This is a genomic window from Agarivorans sp. TSD2052 (assembly GCF_023238625.1).
GTDB lineage: Bacteria > Pseudomonadota > Gammaproteobacteria > Enterobacterales > Celerinatantimonadaceae > Agarivorans.
This window is the reverse complement of the sequence record NZ_CP096670.1, coordinates 1,201,079-1,219,537: the sequence shown is the minus strand read 5'-3', so window position 1 is coordinate 1,219,537 and position 18,459 is coordinate 1,201,079. Positions and strand designations below refer to the sequence as shown.

Sequence of the window (18,459 nt, the reverse complement as noted above, 5' to 3'; positions counted from 1 at the left end):
TCGTTTTCGATCACATTTCAGCCCGTAAAGATCGGCGACTAACTATTTACTCGAACCTTACACAATCAAAAACACCCTACCGTGCAGGTGAAAAGTATTGCGTTTTACTTACCCAAGGTTACCATTAGCCTTTAGTAACACAGCCCAAGAATTGCTATTTTGAATACTTCTTCCCCTGCCAATACCGCTGTCATTCTCGACTTTGAGACCACCGGCTTATCTCCTAACCAAGGAGATAGAGCGATTGAAATAGGCGCAGTATTGCTTGAAGATGGTGTAGCCACTCAGCGTTTTCAAGAATTAATGAATCCAGGGTTTAGGGTGAGTTCATTTATCGAAAGCTACACCGGCATTAGCAACCACATGCTGCAAGCGGCGCCCCCTTGTGATGAGGTGATGGAGCGTTTCTATCAATTTATCGGCAAGCACAATTTAGTGGCGCATAACGCCTCATTTGACCAGCGTTTTTTAGCGGCCGAATTTGCACATATAGGTCGTCAAATCCCTGGGGAGTTCGCTTGTTCTATGCTGCTATCAAGGCGTTTATTCCAAGATGCCCCCAATCATAAATTGGGCAGCTTAGTCGCCTATAAGAACATTGATAACAATGGGGTGTTTCACCGAGCCTTGGCCGATGCCGAGATGACAGCAAAGCTCTGGTTATGTTTACTCGAAGAATTAAATCAAGAGTACCAATTGAACGAACCCACTTTTACACTAATGCAGAAAATCAGCGTTAAAAGCAAAAATGCCGTTAGCCAGTTTTTAACCCGCTCCTCTTGCCGAGGACCGAAATCAATATAAGCACAGATAGGGCGAATGTTTCGTAGCTTAGCACTACACTTTATGGGACAATCGCCGCCCTTTTTTAAGTCGCCCATCAACCAACAGGTGCCCCATGAACTTATTAGTCCGTAACTTAGCTCGCACAATTACCGAAACCGAGTTATCCGCCTTATTTGAAGCCCACGGAGAAGTGCAAAACTGTGATTTGGTGATGGATAAAGAAAGTGGAAAGTCAAAAGGCTTTGGCTTTGTGGAAATGGCTGACTCTGCAGCAGCGCAAGCCGCCATTAACGCCCTGAATGGCACTAAACACTCAGGCAACAAAATACGCGTTAAAGTAGCCGATGAAAAACCAGCTGAACCTCAGCCTGATGCAGATACCGATACTGGCAGCGTGTGGCCTGAAGTTGAGTAACGATTAATCCGCACCTTTAAGCGAGTATCTGATTTACTCGCTATCAAACTGAATCTGTCGCTTGGCATTGCGCAAAACAATGCCTTTAGTCGCTAATTGTTGGTCTATTTTCAGCATAAGTTGTTTTGGCTCACCAACTTGCTCAGCCGCCAGCAAGGTGGCGCGGTTATGATAAACACACAGCACCTGTAAACTATCAGGGAACCGCTGATAGTTTACTTTGTGGCTTATCCAAGAAAAACCTTCATTGTGCAATTTAGCAGCCTCACATACTTCAGTTAAGGCCGTGACAATGTCCTTATCGCGCTTCTTGTCCATTTTCCGCATTATTTTTCACTATCTGGTAAAAGGCTAGCAGCATGTAATTGCTGATTGAGTTGCTCGGCACGGGCTTCAGGTGAACCACTGAGCCCACCGAGTAAATGATACAAACACGGTACCACAAACAAGGTAACAAAGGTGGCGAGCAACATGCCACTGAATATAACAATACCGATCGCGAAACGAGTTTCAGCCCCTGCGCCGGTGGCCAGCAACATAGGTACCGCCCCCAGTAATGTGGTCATAGCGGTCATAATGATTGGCCGTAAACGATTTGTCGAAGCCTTAATAATCGCTTCTTTTACCGCTAAACCTTGGTCGCGAAGCTGGTTGGCAAACTCAACAATCAGGATCCCATTTTTAGTCGCCATACCAATCATCATTAATAGCCCTAATTGGCTGTAGATATTAAAGCTTTCTCCGGTAATTAATAAGCCAAGTAAACCACCTAATAGCCCCAAGGGCACCGTTAACATCACAATGGCGGGGCTTATAAAGCTCTCAAACTGGGCTGCTAACACCAAGTAACACACCAATAGTGCCATAGCAAACAGCAGCCAAATTTCCCGTTGGTTATCATAGAATTGCTTAGACTCTCCCGCATAATCAACGGTATAACCACTGGGTAGGATTTCGCTAGAAGCTTGGTTTAAAAAGGTTAGCGCTTCGCCCAAGCTCACCTTGTCAGCTAAATTGGCTTTAAGGTTAATCGACTTTTTACGCTGGTAATGGAATAAGCCACGTGCCGAAGCCACATCGGTAGCTTCGACCAATGAATCTAAAGATACCAAGGCACCGCTGTCACTACGTAAATACACTTTACTTAAGTCACTGGGTGACTGAAACTGGCTCTCATCGGCTTTAAGGTATACATCGTACTCTTCGCCAAACTCTTCAAAACGCGTTTGCGCCCTGCCCCCCAATAACACTTCTAAAGTACTGGCGATATCTTCAATACTAATGCCCAATTCTCGGGCAGCCAAACGCTTCACTTGCAGCAGAATTTCGGGGGTGGTGGGGTTATAATCTAACTGTACCCCGTGCATTAAACCACTATCTTTGGCTTGTTGTTCTAGTATTTGGGCATATTCATAAAGCTGCTTATAATCATCACCTTGCAACACGAATTGCACGGGCTCTCCCATACCACCACCAAAACTAGGCTGATAAGGATAAACTTTTACATCTGGCACATCATGGGCAGCAGAGCGAATCATTTCGACCACTTCAGAGGCATTCTCTGAACGTTCACCCCAATCCTTCAAGCGAACAATAAAGAAGCCTTGGTGATCCGCCCAAGAGCCAAAAGCAGGAGCAGAATAGTTGAGTGTTGCGATGGGGCCATTTTCACTCATCATCGGCAATAAGCGCTGCTCAATCTGCGCCATACTGTCTAACATGCGCTGATAACTGGTCGCCTCAACTCCTCCCACGTATACGTTCACTACGCCACGGTCTTCTTTCGGAGCAAACGCCGGCTGCTGTTGCTGATAAGCCCAAACCAATAGACCCATACACATTACAACCACCGTTACCGCACTAAACCGATAATGGATGATATTCGCTAATAAATCAGCATAACGCAGTTGCAGCGCCGCCATTGCGCGGCCAACTGAGCGACTCAGCCAAGTGGCTTTATTGGGATCTTTTTCAAACAGCTTACCGGCCATCACTGGCGCAAGCGTTAAGGCCACTAAGGATGAAAAAATCACCGCCGCTGACAGTAATACAGCAAACTCGGTAAACAAGTCACCTATCTTACCCTGCATAAATACCAAAGGTAAAAACACCATCACCAATACTACGGTGGTGGCAATTACTGCAAAATTGAGTTCTTTTGCGCCACGAAACGCGGCGACTAAAGGTGGCTCGCCAGCAGCGCGGTGACGAATAATATTCTCAACCACCACAATGGAATCGTCGACCACCAACCCAATAGCCAAAATTAAGGCCATTAAGGTGACTAGATTGATGCTATAACCCAATAAGTAAGCCACAGCGAATGCGGCAACCAAAGATACAGGTACCGTAACAGCGGGGATAATGGTGGCGCTTAAACGCCCCAAAAACAAGTACAAAACAGCAACCACCAACAGTGCACAAATCACTAGCGTAGAATAGACTTCGCTAATGGCTTGGCGGATAAAGATAGTACTGTCGTAATCTACCGTTAATTCGGCACCTTCAGGCAAGAACCGCTGTAATTGCTGTAGTTCTTTATGCACTGTGTCGGCGACGTCTAAAGGGTTGGCTTTAGACATGGCTACAATGCCCAAGCCCATGCTGTCTACCCCATTGCTTTTAAAAGTGGTGGTATCTTTTTTAGCACCAATGTAAATATCCGCGATATCTGACAAGCTGATGCTATCGCCACTCAAATTGGCTATTTGTAACTCGGCAAAGTCGTCAGCTTGCTGATACATGCGCTCCATGCGAACTACAATGTTTAAACTGTCATTTCTGACATAACCTGCAGGCAATTGAAGGTTTTCTCGGTTAAGAGCGGCTATCACATCGTTAGTGGTTAAGCCGCGCCCCGCCATTGCGATGGGATCTAATTCCACATACATCACCCGTTCTACCAAGCCTGAGGTATTAACGGCACTGACACCAGGTAGCAGGCTTAATCGCTCAATCAGAATACGTTCTGCAAAGTCGCTCAACTCAACGCGATCTTGCAAGGTCGCAGTAAGATTTAGCCACATAAATGGCGCTTCTTCACTGTCATTTTTGCGAACTACTGGTTCATCGACGTCATCAGGTAAACGATTACGAGCGCGGCTCACCGCATCACGCACATCACTCACCGCCGCTAACATGTCTGAACCTTGCTTGAAGGTGATTGTAATCCCAGACCACCCATCCCAAGACGAGGACCAAATATAGTCAATACCGTCAATTCCGCTCAGTTCATCTTCTATCGGTTTTGTGATTTGTGATTCAACGATAGAGGACGCACTGCCGCGATAAGGCGTGCCAATAGACACTACAGGGCTTTCTATATCAGGCATTTCGCGCACGGCCAACTGGCTATAACCAACAATACCAAATAGCATCAATAGCAAGCTAAGCACTATCGCCGCTACCGGGCGATACATCGACAGGTCAGAAATTTTCATCAGTTTAGTACTTCAACCTCGATACCATCGTGCAGCTTTACCAACCCTTTGTGTACCACTTTATCACCAGCGTTTAAGCCGCTGAGCACTTCTACTACATTGTCACCACGCAGCCCTAGTTTTAGTTCAACTTTCTCTACCTGTTGCTGGTTAAGGCGATAAGCAAAGCGACGGTCTCCGTCATAAGCGATAGCTTGTAGGGGGATGAGTAAACGCGGTGGTGCGTTTAAGGCTAACTCACCGGTCACCAAAGTGCCTGGTGCGATCCCCGCTTGTTGATTATCAATCGACAATTGAATGTAAACATTCAAGCTTTCGCCCCGCACTCGGCTATCAATACTGGACACCCTTGCCTCAAAGACCCGCGAATCTACACCGACTTGATGCACTGAAGCTTGCTGGCCAACTTTAATTCGCCCCAAGTAACGTGCCGCCACCGGAACATTTAAACGCAAGGTATCGGCATTATCTAAGGTCGTAAGCGTTTTATCGTTATCCAGCAGTTGGCCGGGACTTAAATCTACCAAACCTAGATTACCGCTGAATGGCGCTCGAATGGCTCGGTCCTGTAAGGCTGCCTCGGCGAGGGCTAGCTCGGCTTGCTGCATCGCGACTTCTGACTGGTAGCGGTCAACTTCGGCTTGAGTCGTCGCGCCTTTAGGCAACAGCTGCAGTAAATTTTGATGTTGGCGCAATATGTCATCAAGGCGGGCTTGTTCCCGCTGTAAAACTGCGCGTTGATGGCGGTCGTCAAGTTGCACCAACAGCTGACCAGTTACGACCTTTTGGCTAGACTTAACCGCTATAGATTCGATTCGCCCATCCACCTCAGCCTTAATGTTCACCGAGTGAGCAGAAAAGACATTGCCCAATAGATGAACATGTTCACGCAGTTGCCCCTCTGCTAACGCTACCACCTCTACTGTGACAGGTTTATTGGGCGTAACCGCTGACTGAGTAGCCTTGTTACTGTAAAACATCCATGTAACAACAGTAATTAGCGCAACCATAACTACAATGATGCGTGCCATTATTTATTTACCTCTACAAACAGAGTGCAGACTCTAACGCAAGCCAAGCTAATAGGTCTATCATTTGTTAGTAAAAACACTTATAAATACGAAGTTGACAACATTAAAACCCGCAACGATAACAATTTACAAAATTAAACATCAACATTACCCACTGTAAGCATTCTACCCGCCACAAGTGCGCGAGGTTATTTTAGATAAAGCGCTAGCTCATAAGCGACATTGCAAGCAATATCACTGTATGAATCTGTGGTTTACTCTCAACCATGATATACCTACACTAATAAACGTTTTTATCGTTGATTAATTGCAACTTTTTTGCTTTTTAGCAGCCTAAGTAAACGGATTTTACTTAGTGAGTGAAGCAACAACTTACTGAAATTACATACAGATATTGATATATAAGGTATTAAATGGGTATTGAATTGAACGATGGGGTTTTACTATTCGACTCCTTTTTCACCGCCACTATTGGCATTTTGGTTTTGTTCATTGGGCGACGGATTAATCAGGCGGTAGGCTTCCTTCGTGAATTTAGTATCCCTGAACCGGTAACCGGCGGCATTTTATTTTCAGTAATGATCGGCCTAATTTATGCGCTTACATCTATAGAAATAGAGTTCACCCTAGTCGCGAGAGATATTTTGCTGGTGTACTTCTTCACCACCATTGGCATTAACTCAAGTTTAAAAGATTTACTAAAAGGCGGCATGCCTTTAGTCATTTTACTGGGTATAACCATTGCCTACATGATATTGCAAAACCTAACCGGTATTACCGTTGCAAAAATATTTGGCTTAGAATCGGCGGTAGGCATGCTTGGCGGAAGCGTCTCGCTGATTGGCGGTCATGGAACAGCCATTGCCTGGGCACCAAGAATAGCCGAAGAATTTGGCATTAGTAACGCCATGGAAATAGGCATAGCCAGCGCCACTTTTGGCCTAATTCTAGCCAGTTTAATGGGTGGTCCCATTGCTCAATTTCTGGTTAATCGCCACAAGCTAAGCCCTAAAAAAGAGGAGCCGCTCGATATAGGTGTTGCGGAGAAAGGCAAAGACAGCAGCATCAAGGGTTTTGATTTTCTAGATGCGATTTTGGCGATCCATGTTTGTATTATTCTTGGCTTTGTTCTAAATGAAGCGATTGCGCAGGCAGGCCTACAGCTTCCGCTGTTTGTTACCTGTTTATTCGCCGGTATTGTTATCACCAACTTGGTACCGAAAAGCTTGCCACGTTTAACCGGTACCAAATGGCCATCACGTAAACCCGCGGTGGCACTCATAGCCGACATTTCATTGGGTACCTTTTTAGCCATGTCGTTAATGAGTATGCAGTTATGGACCTTAATTGATTTAGCTGGGCCAATTGTAGCGATTCTTGCAGCACAGTTTATTATTGCCATTTTGGTCAACATATTTGTGGTATTCCCAGCCATGGGCAGAAACTATGATGCCGCGGTGATTTGTTCCGGTTTTGGTGGCATATCTTTAGGCTCAACACCTACAGCTATGGCAAATATGTCGGCGGTTTCACAGCGTTATGGTAACTCTCATTTGGCTTTTATTATTGTGCCTTTAGTGTGTGCCTTCTTCATCGATTTAGTGAATGCGCTATTAATACCGTTCTTCCTCGCTAACTTCTAGTCAGACCAGAGGGAATGCCTTAAGAGCATTCCCTTAAATAAATAAGCGTATGTTTTTTATTACTATTTACAGGTATCTTCACTTGTTCTTAAAAAATATTTCGACAACACCTGACTAATTTCTGCTATACCTTAAACAACGGCTTGGTTTCATTACTCCCTACTTTACGGAGGCGCGTCTATGACGATGATCAGCGCTAAACAGTTTTCTGAGTGGCTACGTGAACGCTTTGGTGATGATGAAAAAGGTGTTTGCCTGTCGCGCGAAGATATCAACCAGTTAACCGGCCGCCAAAGCTTTTCATTAGGTTTCGTTCACGACATTCACTATGAATTAATGCCGCATGGTATGGGCTTTGTTACCGATACCTGCCGAGAAACCTTTTATTTGGTGCCAATCAATAAACGCCCTTGGCGACAACATCTGGAACAACAGTATGAACGAGAATTATTTTGTAACGTACTGCCACTAGATAAGTCCGGCACCACCGGCGGATAAACCGACACAAAAAAGCGTACTTTTCTAGCCCCTAGCAACGACAAACGATCCAATGCCCCCTTTGATGCGTATTCTTAATATCGAATAAACGGGATGGTATCGTGGAAAAACTACAGCGCAGCTACACCTTACTTGGGTATGCTGGTTTAGGCTTATTTATAATACTTAGTGTTGCTGTGATCATCCAGTTGCCTCTTTGGGCTCATAGCCCAAGCCAATGGTTCCTCTTCTATAGTGCCGTTATATTAAGCTTTCTCAGTGGCAGTTTATGGGCTCAAGCTATGAACGGTGATACTTTTGACTCCAAACAGTTATTCACCAGCAATGCTGTTTCCTTAGTCGGCTTTGCTTGTTTGCTTTTACCTTCCAGCACTAGCGCCTTAATCATTCTTACAGGCGGCTACATCTATATTTATTACTGTGAATGGCACGGGAAAAAGCGTAGCCGATTTTCCAAACACTACCACAAACTGAGGTTTAGGCTTACCTCAGTGGTTGTTTTTACTCATCTACTGGTTGCTTGCTACCAGTAACAGGAGGTTTTATGCAATTAAGAATTTTTTATGACGGTCAATGCCCCTTGTGTGCAGAAGAAATGCGCCAACTAAAGTTTTTTGACCACAGAGAACTGATCGAGCTGCAAGACATTAATCAAACTGACTTCGTGGATAATTTTCCACATATAGACCGATCTCAGGCTACTGATATACTGCACGCCGAAACCGATGCGGGTACCCTATTACTGGGCTTAGATGTCACCGCTCAAGCATGGGGATTAGTGAACCAAAAGCCTTGGATTCAACTATTACGAACACCTCTATTGAGAGCTGTTTCTGACAAAGCCTACTTGGTATTTGCTAAAAATCGCTTCAAAATTTCTCGACTACTTACCGGTAAAGCGCGCTGCGATGAACAAAGCTGCGGTATCGGCAAACAGTATGACTAATCAACTTGAACCTTAGCTGATGGAGGGTTTAATGCAGCGAATTGTAGATGTGAGCTTGGTGTTGCGGGTATACGAAAAAATTACTCGCTTAGGAACCAAGCACAGTGATGGTTACCTCTATGAGGGCCTAAATGCTAATTCTGATTGGGATGGCTACACCATTACAGTTAGTAATCAGCAACTTGGCCTGAGCATTTTTTTTCACAACAATTATCAATTCTCAGTTCACGATGAAAAAGTTATCGATACTTTTATTAAACAACTTGAACGGATTGATAAAAGTCAGGTTTCCTGAGATCTAGCTCGCAAACTGTCTCCCGATAGCTACGGGTTTGAGTGGTAGGCGCTATGCTCTCAAAGAACTACTCACTTCAGCAGGACGCCAAGTGAAAGTCAAAACCGTAGAACAGTGGTTTAGCGAATATGCGGTAAGCCACCAACACCCCAGCAACAAAACTATTCATTGGATTATGGTTCCAGCTATTTATTTTAGTTTTGTGGGTTTGTTATGGTCGCTCCCCTTAACGGGGATAAATTCAGACACTCATAACTCATTCCCATGGTTAAACGCAGCCAGTCTATTAGCACTGCCGGTCCACTGGTTCTATGTACGTCTATCAAAGCCCTTGGCCTTAGCCATGATGCTATTTACCATTTTTTGTTTTTTACTGTGTGAGCTACTGATTTCTATCAGCCCTCTCCCCCTTTGGCAGCTAAGCTTGTCTATTTTTATTATTGCTTTGCTTGGTCAGTATATTGGTCACAAAATAGAAGGTAAAAAGCCCTCGTTCTTTGAAGATATACAATACTTATTGATTGGGCCGCTTTGGCTAATGGGCTTTGTTTTTAACTATCTAGGCCTTGAATACTCACCCAAAAAATAAGCCGCTTTGATTGATATGCTTAGTCTGTCAATACCGAAGTCTAGATGTTCTAGCGCAAAAAATAAGCCGCTTTGATTGATATGCTTAGTTTGTGAATACCAAAGTCTGTGAATACCGAAGTCTGTGATTACCTAAGCCTAGATGCTCTAGTGCTAAAAATAAGCCGCTTTGATTGATATGCTTAGTCCGTGAATACCTAAGTCTGGATGTTCTAGCGCAAAAAATAAGCCGCTGTTGCGGCTTAGTCTACTTACACTTTAATGTTTATTGTTTCGCCTAGTCCTGGTCTGCTGGCTGGCGCCTGCTCAGGAACATCGGCTGCGGCAACGAGTTCTTGTACAGCTTTACCGTCTTGTTCTTGCTGGCTTTTAGCCAACTTGGCTGATATCACTTCCATTGACTGAGAAGTGCTTGCACCATTGATTTCCATTCTACCTCCTATTCCTGGTTATCATGCCTTTAGCGGCATGTCTGAGAAAAACTTTAGCCAGTTAGTTGCAAGGCGTCGTTTTTAGTAGTTAACCTTCACAAGTTTCGGTCGTCAATTGATGCTCTCCTTTGTCACTGCCTGAGGCAATGACAAATTCACTGACAAATCGGTAACAAGGCACTTGGCCCTGCATGACAATGGCGCTGATAGTGATCATGCCCTTATTACCCGAGCGATGATTACTCCATGCTTCTGTATCCCCCTGCTTGGGTTTTTTCATCAACTTTGTCATCGCCTTGGTATACTGTTCTCTATCTTGAGGGGTAAGACTATCTGCGTCTTTAAGACCTAAGCGCTCTGTGGTATTTTCGCCGATTTTATCAATCAAGTTAAATGGTGAAGTTAATATCCCCCCAACAAAACCGGTGACTAAGCCCCGGCTAGCTTCTTTACCGGCTTCTTCCGCTTTACCTACCAATTCATCGGCACTGGCAATCATTTGCGGTATTTCATCGCGCAAGGCTTCACTTTCAGCTAACACCAAAGGAATTTGCGGTACCACCTTGGCTATTTGCTGGTTGGTCCCACGCACCGAGGTATTGGTATCATCAACCCGTTTCAATATAGCGGGCAACTCTGCACGCCATTGATCAGATTGCTCAATGATGGGATCTATGGATTGGCCAATCTTTGATACTTCATCAATAATTAGCGGTAACTGCTGGTTAATCGTATCTATTCGGTTAAGTACTTCAGGGATCAGCGCTTGATAACCCGCACTTTGTTCGATAATTTGTGGAATGAAGGCTTTTAGCTCGGCAATTTCAGTCATGATAGGGTCAACCCTTTGAGCAGTACTATCAACTTGCTGCAACATCGCAGGTAATTGCTCTCGAAAATGACGCAACTCCAAAGTGAAAAATACAATGGCAGCAGCCAATACAAATAAACCGAGGCTCGTCAGTATTCTGGCGACGCGTAGCAAACCTTCCATAGAAAGATGTTTCCTTTTGAATAAAAGCTCGGTCAAGCTTAACCTATATAGTCGCAGGTATCAGCTTTGTTGCTTGCAAATAAAATTCTCTCGTTTTGCTTTCCCTGCAATAAACTGGAACTGATATAATGGCCAAGAACTTACAATTGGCCTTACACACTATGACCCAAGCAAACAACCCCCTTCACGGGAAAACACTGGAAAGTATTCTTAGCGAATTAGTCGACTTTTACGGTTGGGAAAACATGGGAGCAAGAATTAATATTCGCTGTTTTACCCACGATCCCAGTGTTAAATCTAGTTTAAAATTTTTACGAAAAAACCAATGGGCTCGTGACAAGGTGGAAAATTTATATCTAAGAATGAAAGGCTTAGCATAATTAACTTGTTATTTTTTTTAGCCAGCCATTCTACATTATCAACAAAACTAGCGTCAGTAAGCATTAAACCCTATAGTAAAGCCATCGCTAAGAGACTGATAAAATAAGGAAATGCCGTGCAACTCCGACTCATTTTAAACGGTAAAAAAGCTCATCTTCCTGAAATTCGAGACGCCATTTATACTCTTCGCGCTCAAGGGCACGATATTCAAATAAGAGTTACTTGGGAAGGCGGCGATGTAGCGCGTCTCGTTAGCGAAGCACACCAGCAAGGCTGGAATACCCCAGAGAAAAAGCTGATGATTGGTGGTGGAGATGGTTCAGTACAAGAAGTCGTATCAGCCTTAATGTGCTACCCACTAGTACAGCGCCCCAGCCTTGGTATTCTGCCTTTAGGTACCGCCAATGATTTTGCCACGGCTTGCCAGATCCCCACTAGCCCACTTGAAGCGATACAGTTCGCGCTAGAGACCTCGCCGCAAATGGTTGATGTAATGAGCGCGACCAACTTAGAAAGCCAGCAACAATACTATTTTATGAATGTACTTACAGCGGGTTTTGGCGCGCAAGTTACCGCCGAAACGCCCGTAGAATTAAAAAACTTTTTAGGGGGTGGCGCTTATACTTTGTCTGGCATTGTGCAAGCCATCAACTTTCGCCCCTACTTAGGTGAACTCACCAGCCCAGATAAAAGCTTTAAAGGCGGTTTAATTATCGGCGCGCTATGTAATGGTAAACAAGCTGGCGGTGGCCAAATACTCGGCCCAAACGCCTACCTAAACGATGGGTTAATGGATGTATGCATTGTACGAGACTTCCCCGCAACAGCGCTCAGCCAAGTATTACAAGAAGCCACCGCGTTCAGTAATGGCGAGCAGCAAGACGGCGAATATGTGATGAGTTGGCAAACGCCTTGGTTAGAAACTCAATCTGAGCAAGCAATTCCCACAAACTTAGACGGCGAGCCCCACATATTTAATCACGCTAGATTTGAAGTTATAAAACAAGCACTTCCCTTGCTCATTGCCAAATCTAGTCCTTGTTTGGCTAGGTAAAGGGGAGAGGCTAGCGGTAATAATGTGGCAGCTTTAGTTTTAGCATAGCTATACCGCTTGGATAAACTATTTCGACTAAGCTAAAAGATAAACCACAGGCATTGAGAGTGTATATGTTGAGGGGAAAACCACGCCCTCACTGTTGAGTTGCCAGTGCATTGCTAGAAAATATATCAATTGAAGGTAAATAATACTTCAACCAGCTAAAAATGCTGCCAGCGCAATACAAAAAAACATTTTCAGCACTCTATCTAATTCGTCACTATCACATGAAAAGTCGACCTCAAAAGATCACGCTGAATGAATACATTAATCAACTTGAATTGCTCATTTTACTTGTATCCGATGGGTAAACCTACCTATATTGGAAACTGTGATACAACAGCCTGTAAAGCGGGCTCAAAAGGAATTATCAATGACCCAGCAGAAACAGAAGGTATTGTTACTGTTTGCTCACCCTTCGCAAGACCGTTCCGAAATTAATCGCCCAATGTTTAAACTGGCGAATAAAATTGAAGGGGTAACAGCCATCGACCTCTATCGCGAATACCCGACATTTAGAATAAATGTCGATAAAGAGCAACAACGACTGTTAGAACACGATGTTGTCATCATGCAGTTCCCTTTATATTGGTATTCAACACCCGCTATTTTAAAAGAATGGCAAGACTTGGTACTGGAATATGGCTTTGCTTATGGTCACGATGGCGACAAACTTCATGGCAAAACGCTACTCTGTGCCCTAACAGCAGGAGGGGCTGAATCCGCCTATCGTGACAAGGGTTACAACCATTTTACTATTCGTGAATTACTGCATCCGCTAGAGCAAACAGCCTCCCTCACCGGTATGCGCTATTTAGCGCCTTTTACGCTGTTTAGTTCTAGAACCGCGAGCGATGAAAAACGCATTGATGGACATCTTAAAAATTGGTCGACGCTACTTCATGGTTTAGTCGATAACAGGATTGATTTACGTCTGGCCGCGAACTTAGAAAAGCTCACTTCACTTCCTGAAGAACTTTTTATGGAGGTATTATGACGGGGTATTTTTTACAAGCCTTTGTTTACCTGATTGCTGCGGTACTGGCAGTTCCCCTAGCCAAAAAATTAGGGCTGGGTTCAGTATTAGGCTACCTAATCGCTGGGGTTGTTATTGGGCCTGTGATTGGTTTAGTCGGCACTGAAACTGCCACTATTCAGCACTTTGCCGAGTTTGGCGTAGTCATGATGTTATTCGTTGTGGGCCTAGAGTTAGAACCGAAAATGCTCTGGGGAATGCGCCATAAGCTGATTGGCTTAGGGGGCTTACAAGTCACCTTAAGTACCTTGGTTGTGATGGCGATAAGTTTAAGCTTTGGTTTACAGTGGTCAGTCTCTCTTGCCATAGGTCTTATTTTTTCACTCTCTTCAACCGCAATTGTGCTGCAAACCTTTAATGAGAAGGGCCTAAGCAAAACAGACGGTGGCCGTTCATCATTCTCAGTACTGCTATTTCAAGATATAGCGGTAATTCCCATGCTCGCCCTAATTCCTCTACTAGCGCTACCGGAGTTAGTAGAGCAAGCCGAACGCTTAGGCGAAAAAGCTGCTGAGCACGGCGACAGCTTAAACATTGCGGCTCACCTACCGGGATGGGCCTATGCCTTGGTTGTAATCGTTGCCATCGCCACCTTGGTGGTAGGTGGCCATTACCTTAGTCGACCGCTGTTTCGCTATGTAGCCAGCTCTGGCTTAAGGGAAATTTTTACCGCCGCCACCTTAATGCTGGTCATCGGCATTGCTGCTCTGATGGGGCTCATAGGATTATCCCCCGCGCTTGGCGCATTTTTAGCGGGTGTCGTGCTGGCCAACAGTGAATTTAGACATGAATTAGAGTCAACCATTGAGCCCTTTAAAGGTTTATTGCTAGGGCTATTTTTTATTACTGTAGGTGCCGGCGTTGATTTTGGCGTATTGCAACAGCATTGGCCTAAAGTCATCGCGATGGCCTTAGCGGTAATGCTCATTAAAGCCGCAGTACTGTTTGTGTTAGCCATCATCTTTAAAATTAAGAACAGTGACCGCTGGTTGTTTGCTTTAAGTTTGGCGCAAGCAGGTGAATTTGGCTTCGTATTACTCAACTACACGGTACAAAATAATGTCATCCCTCAAGACATTTCACAGATATTATCTTTGGTGGTCGCTTTTTCAATGTTCTTAACCCCAAGTCTATTCATACTTTATGACAAGGTGATTTTACCGCGTTACGCGCGAGCAGAAAATCATCAAGACCCCGATGAAATTGATGAAAAAGGTACCGTGATTATCGCGGGCATTGGCCGTTTCGGACAAATTGTTAACCGCTTTTTAGTCGCCAATGGCATTAGTACCGTGGTGCTGGATCACCAAGCGGGTCAAGTAGAGTTAATGCGTAAAATTAATATAAAGAGCTATTTTGGAGATGCCACTCAACCGGAACTGCTGCACACAGCGGGCATTGAAGAAGCCAAACTTATGGTAGTGACCATTGACGACAAAGAACGGGTTAGAGAGATTGTAAAATACGTAAAACATGCCTTTCCTCACGTTCGTTTAATGGTCAGAGCTTTTGACCGAGGCCACGCGTATGAGCTGCGTAGCTTAGGCGCTGACCATATCATTACCGAAGCCTACTATTCAGCTTTGGAGATGGGTGGGCGAGCGCTATCAGAGCTAGGTGTTCACCCTTATAAAGCAGAGCAACTTAAAACAGCCTTTGACCAAATAGAAAAAGATAATAAAGATAAGCTCTATCATACTTGGCTGGCGAGTAGTGAAGACAACCGATTTAATAACGACTATCGTGAATTGTTCCTGCAATTAGAAGCCTTATTAGGTAAAGCGATGAGTAAAGATCGTAGTGATGGTCACTCACTTACCGAGCGCAGTTGGACGCCGCCTCCTAAAAACTACCAAGATGACTTTAAAGACAAAAAAACTTGAGGTAATAAGCGACATTTTTACTACAGCTAAGCGCTTAGTCGGCGCTTAACTGTCGCCTGCTTTCTAGGGTAAGCGGTAACTATCTTGCCAACTATCATGGGACTAGCGCATACTTAAGCCTCTTACATTTAGGGGGCAAATTATGTCTGCTGGTATATCTCTTCGTATCGATATTGTTTCTGACGTGGTTTGTCCTTGGTGTATCGTCGGTTACTTGCGTCTGCAACAGGCATTAAGCCAACTTGATGACAGTATTCGTCCACATATTCAATGGCACCCGTTTGAACTAAACCCTAAAATGCCAGCCGAAGGTCAAGACCTGCGTGAACATATTCAACAAAAATATGGCAGTACGGTTGAGCAAAGCGAAGCCGCCCGCGAGCAACTGAAAAACATTGGCCAAGAGTTAGGGTTTAGCTTTAACTTCAGTCAAGACTCAAGAATCTACAACACCTTTGAAGCTCACCAATTACTGCATTGGGCTCAGCCTTATGGCAAACAAACTGAGCTAAAACTGGCTTTATTCGACGCTTACTTTAGCCAAGGAAAAGATCCTTCACAACGTAACAACCTGCTCGATAGCGTTGAACAAGTTGGATTAGAACGCGAGTTAGCAGCCCGAGTATTAACTGATGAGATTTATGTAGCAGAGGTACGTAATAGCCAACAAAACTGGCAAAACCAAGGTATACAGGCCGTGCCCGCTTTTATCTTTAATAACCGCTTTTTATTGTCGGGCGCCCAGCCTGTTGAAACCTTATTACAAGTGATAGATGAGTGCTTACAAAAAAGTTAGTTTGCTCCGGTTAATGAGCGCCGTTGCTTCGGATAACGACTGTTTTCTGACAACCAAATATCTAAGAAATGTTGACTAAATAGCTGCTCATCTAGCGAACCAACATGCTCACCATTTAAGTAAAATCGCCCTTGGTGAGCCGATTCAGCCACCAATTGCAATTGGTCACCCTTTTGCAAATCAGTCCAGATACTAGACAGCTTGCTTAACCACTGCTGACAAGGCGCTTCATCACACACCCCCAAACGTTGCCATTCGTCCTGAGTAGCTTCAATAAGCTTGTTACGCTTAATGTCCCGCAGGTAATCAATGGTCAACACCATCGGGTAGCGGTCTTGTTGATAACGCCCATCAGGGCTATGTAAACTGACAGTATAAACAGGCCAAAATAGCACCTGCAATTTGGCATCACCGACCAATTGCAAACTGTCGACCGATTCAACGGGAGAAACACCTACAAGACTGGCAAAAACTAAAGCTTTAAGCATAGCGTTTCTCCAATAAGGTTTGAGCAAGATAAGCAAATACGCTCCAAAGCGGCAGCAAAATAAGCAAACCCAGCCATACACCCGGCTGTAGTGAAAAGACCTCTGCAAGGCTGGCTAAGTAGTAAGAAACCGGCCCCATTACTGCAACAAAAATGGGCATGATCGGTTTAGGTAACGAAGCTAAGGTAGGCAAAAATAATGCAAAGCTACACCACAATAACATCATAAATAGTGGCAGGTTTGTCGATGTAAAACTGAGTACTCCTAGCTGAACCAGTAGCAGGTCTAAAAGCACACCAACAAAAGCCAAAATAGAACAAGGTAATAACACCGCCCATTGGTAGTGACGCACCTGGAAGAACATCAGCGCTGCAATCCCAACGAGCATAAAGCTTATTGCTTGCTCGCCCCAAAAAAAGGCAGCTAGCCAATTGAGCTTAAAGGCAACCAATACCGGCCATTGCATGAGACTAGCCTTTGACCATAGTGAGCTGTTCAGTACCGGTATTATGACTACGAAAGCCGGCTTCACAATAGGCAAAATAAAAGTGCCAGAGGCGGTAAAACTGTTCATCAAAACCGAAGTTTTCGCCGCTACTTTTACGCTGTTGTTGAACCTTGTGATGCCAGTGTTGCAAAGTATCTGCGTAGTCTATGCCCATTTCTAAACGCTGAATAGGCTTGAGCCCTTGTTGAGTAAACAACTGATTTAACAAGCTTGGTGAAGGTAAAAAACCGCCTGGGAAGATAAACTGCTGAATAAAGTCTACTGTTTTGCTGTAAGCAGAAAAGCGACGGTCATCAATGGTAATCGCTTGCAGCAGCATAACACCGCCGACTTTAAGGCGACTAGCGCAGAGCTGAGCAAATCCCGGCAAATAACGCTCTCCCACCGCTTCAATCATCTCAATCGACACCAATTTGTCATATTGGCCCTCGAGCTCGCGGTAATCTTTATTAAGCACCGTAATTAAGTGCGCTAGATCTTGCTTTTCGATTTGCTCACAAACGTAAGCATGCTGTTTGTCAGAAATCGTCGTGGTGGTAACTTTGCATCCGTAATGACTCGCGGCATAAATTGCCAAACCGCCCCAACCTGTACCAATTTCTAATAAATGGTCAGAGGATTCGAGCTTTAGTTGCTCGCAAATACGTTTCAGTTTGTTGGACTGCGCTTGCGCCAAACTGATATCTTGGCCTGCAAATAAGGCTGAAGAATATTGCATCTGAGGATCCAAAAACGATTGATAAAAATCATTACCTAAATCGTAATGAGCCAAGATATTCTTCTTGGCTTGACGCTTATGATTGCGTCGAAAAAAGTGCTGCACCTTAAACCAAGTGCTGGTGAACCAATGTAGTTTCCTATCTAGGCTATCCAAATGGTCTTGGTTATCGGCAAGTAACTGCAATAAACGATGAAGATTAGAACAGCGCCACAGACCTTCCATGTAGGTTTCACCTGCTGCGATGCTTCCACCTTTAAGAATACGAGGAAAGACTTGAGACTCTAAAATATGAACTTCCACCGTATCAGGGTGATCTTTTTCGCCTAAGTGTACCGACTCATAACCAGCCTGGCTCATCAAAATTGCCCCTCCTTTTAACCCATCGAAGGTTTTTAAAACTAGGTGACGTGTCCAATCTAAGCCGGTGGAGGCTGAAGTCGAAGAGAGCGATTTAGCAGTAGTCATAGGGGTTCCTTTAAGGCA

20 protein-coding genes and 1 pseudogene are annotated in these 18,459 nt (G+C 44.5%); 13 read left to right on the top strand and 8 right to left on the bottom strand.

The annotated features are described in order from the left end of the window. The first annotated feature begins 156 nt into the window (after nucleotides 1–156). Nucleotides 157–804: a 3'-5' exonuclease gene (locus tag M0C34_RS05475; RefSeq protein WP_371923129.1), complete on the top strand. Its 648-nt coding sequence runs from the start codon at nucleotides 157–159 to the stop codon at nucleotides 802–804. 94 nt (nucleotides 805–898) lie between these two features. After that, a complete protein-coding gene (locus M0C34_RS05470) occupies nucleotides 899–1,201 on the top strand; it encodes an RNA recognition motif domain-containing protein (RefSeq protein ID WP_248714647.1) in 303 nt (100 codons plus the stop codon). 33 nt (nucleotides 1,202–1,234) lie between these two features. Here the strand turns inward: M0C34_RS05470 and M0C34_RS05465 are convergent, their stop codons facing one another. The 3 genes from M0C34_RS05465 to M0C34_RS05455 are packed head-to-tail and all read right to left on the bottom strand — an operon-like array spanning nucleotide 1,235 to nucleotide 5,672. Then, nucleotides 1,235–1,519 (bottom strand): Fis family transcriptional regulator, encoded by a 285-nt coding sequence (locus M0C34_RS05465; protein ID WP_248714646.1) that lies wholly within the window; start codon nucleotides 1,517–1,519, stop codon nucleotides 1,235–1,237. A gap of 8 nt (nucleotides 1,520–1,527) precedes the next feature. Further along, complete coding sequence (locus M0C34_RS05460; RefSeq protein WP_248714645.1) at nucleotides 1,528–4,641, bottom strand: efflux RND transporter permease subunit; 3,114 nt, start codon at nucleotides 4,639–4,641, stop codon at nucleotides 1,528–1,530. Beyond that, complete coding sequence (locus M0C34_RS05455) at nucleotides 4,641–5,672, bottom strand: efflux RND transporter periplasmic adaptor subunit (RefSeq protein ID WP_248714644.1); 1,032 nt, start codon at nucleotides 5,670–5,672, stop codon at nucleotides 4,641–4,643. Before M0C34_RS05455 ends, M0C34_RS05460 begins: the two co-directional genes overlap by 1 nt. Nucleotides 5,673–6,085: 413 nt before the next feature. Here M0C34_RS05455 and gltS point away from each other — a divergent pair, with 413 nt between their 5' ends. The 6 genes from gltS (at nucleotide 6,086) to M0C34_RS05425 (ending at nucleotide 9,643) form a co-directional block, all read left to right on the top strand. Beyond that, entirely contained in the window at nucleotides 6,086–7,315 is a 1,230-nt protein-coding gene (gltS, locus tag M0C34_RS05450; RefSeq protein ID WP_248714643.1) for a sodium/glutamate symporter, read from the top strand. 180 nt (nucleotides 7,316–7,495) lie between these two features. Next, entirely contained in the window at nucleotides 7,496–7,813 is a 318-nt protein-coding gene (locus tag M0C34_RS05445; protein WP_248714642.1) for a hypothetical protein, read from the top strand. A gap of 101 nt (nucleotides 7,814–7,914) precedes the next feature. Further along, nucleotides 7,915–8,346 carry a DUF3429 domain-containing protein gene (locus M0C34_RS05440; RefSeq protein ID WP_248714641.1) on the top strand — a complete coding sequence of 144 codons (432 nt, stop codon included), beginning with the start codon at nucleotides 7,915–7,917 and terminating at the stop codon, nucleotides 8,344–8,346. Nucleotides 8,347–8,357: 11 nt separating this feature from the next. Further along, entirely contained in the window at nucleotides 8,358–8,759 is a 402-nt protein-coding gene (locus tag M0C34_RS05435) for a thiol-disulfide oxidoreductase DCC family protein (RefSeq protein WP_248714640.1), read from the top strand. Between the two features lie 31 nt (nucleotides 8,760–8,790). Further along, on the top strand, nucleotides 8,791–9,054 hold the full coding sequence (locus tag M0C34_RS05430) for a DUF3081 family protein (protein ID WP_248714639.1): 264 nt from the start codon (nucleotides 8,791–8,793) through the stop codon (nucleotides 9,052–9,054). Nucleotides 9,055–9,145: 91 nt separating this feature from the next. After that, on the top strand, nucleotides 9,146–9,643 hold the full coding sequence (locus M0C34_RS05425; protein WP_248714638.1) for an Mpo1 family 2-hydroxy fatty acid dioxygenase: 498 nt from the start codon (nucleotides 9,146–9,148) through the stop codon (nucleotides 9,641–9,643). 250 nt (nucleotides 9,644–9,893) lie between these two features. Here M0C34_RS05425 and M0C34_RS05420 read toward each other — a convergent pair whose 3' ends face one another. Both M0C34_RS05420 and M0C34_RS05415 read right to left on the bottom strand, forming a co-directional pair. Beyond that, nucleotides 9,894–10,073, bottom strand: coding sequence for a hypothetical protein (locus tag M0C34_RS05420; RefSeq protein ID WP_248714637.1), 180 nt, complete (start codon nucleotides 10,071–10,073; stop codon nucleotides 9,894–9,896). An 88-nt stretch (nucleotides 10,074–10,161) separates the two neighbouring features. Further along, nucleotides 10,162–11,067: a hypothetical protein gene (locus tag M0C34_RS05415; protein ID WP_248714636.1), complete on the bottom strand. Its 906-nt coding sequence runs from the start codon at nucleotides 11,065–11,067 to the stop codon at nucleotides 10,162–10,164. Between the two features lie 161 nt (nucleotides 11,068–11,228). On the opposite strand from M0C34_RS05415, the pseudogene M0C34_RS05410 reads away from it, so the two are divergent. The 5 genes and pseudogenes from M0C34_RS05410 to M0C34_RS05390 form a co-directional block, all read left to right on the top strand. Further along, nucleotides 11,229–11,441: pseudogene (locus M0C34_RS05410) on the top strand (VF530 family protein); the annotation flags it as partial. 122 nt (nucleotides 11,442–11,563) lie between these two features. Beyond that, nucleotides 11,564–12,502, top strand: coding sequence for a lipid kinase YegS (gene yegS, locus M0C34_RS05405; RefSeq protein WP_248714635.1), 939 nt, complete (start codon nucleotides 11,564–11,566; stop codon nucleotides 12,500–12,502). A gap of 415 nt (nucleotides 12,503–12,917) precedes the next feature. Next, a complete protein-coding gene (locus M0C34_RS05400) occupies nucleotides 12,918–13,541 on the top strand; it encodes an NAD(P)H-dependent oxidoreductase (protein WP_248714634.1) in 624 nt (207 codons plus the stop codon). Next, on the top strand, nucleotides 13,538–15,463 hold the full coding sequence (locus M0C34_RS05395) for a monovalent cation:proton antiporter-2 (CPA2) family protein (protein ID WP_248714633.1): 1,926 nt from the start codon (nucleotides 13,538–13,540) through the stop codon (nucleotides 15,461–15,463). The genes M0C34_RS05400 and M0C34_RS05395 overlap by 4 nt, the downstream gene beginning before the upstream one ends. 142 nt (nucleotides 15,464–15,605) lie before the next feature. Further along, nucleotides 15,606–16,259: a DsbA family oxidoreductase gene (locus tag M0C34_RS05390; protein WP_248714632.1), complete on the top strand. Its 654-nt coding sequence runs from the start codon at nucleotides 15,606–15,608 to the stop codon at nucleotides 16,257–16,259. On the opposite strand, the gene M0C34_RS05385 is transcribed toward M0C34_RS05390, so the two are convergent. From M0C34_RS05385 to M0C34_RS05375, 3 genes are read right to left on the bottom strand one after another with little or no spacing between them, the layout of a single operon-like run. Then, entirely contained in the window at nucleotides 16,256–16,747 is a 492-nt protein-coding gene (locus tag M0C34_RS05385) for a chalcone isomerase family protein (protein WP_248714631.1), read from the bottom strand. The two genes, M0C34_RS05390 and M0C34_RS05385, sit on opposite strands and share 4 nt — an antisense overlap. Further along, nucleotides 16,740–17,213 (bottom strand): DUF2878 family protein, encoded by a 474-nt coding sequence (locus M0C34_RS05380; RefSeq protein WP_248714630.1) that lies wholly within the window; start codon nucleotides 17,211–17,213, stop codon nucleotides 16,740–16,742. Before M0C34_RS05380 ends, M0C34_RS05385 begins: the two co-directional genes overlap by 8 nt. A 4-nt stretch (nucleotides 17,214–17,217) precedes the next feature. Then, a complete protein-coding gene (locus M0C34_RS05375) occupies nucleotides 17,218–18,441 on the bottom strand; it encodes an SAM-dependent methyltransferase (protein WP_248714629.1) in 1,224 nt (407 codons plus the stop codon). Between the last annotated feature and the right edge of the window lie 18 nt (nucleotides 18,442–18,459).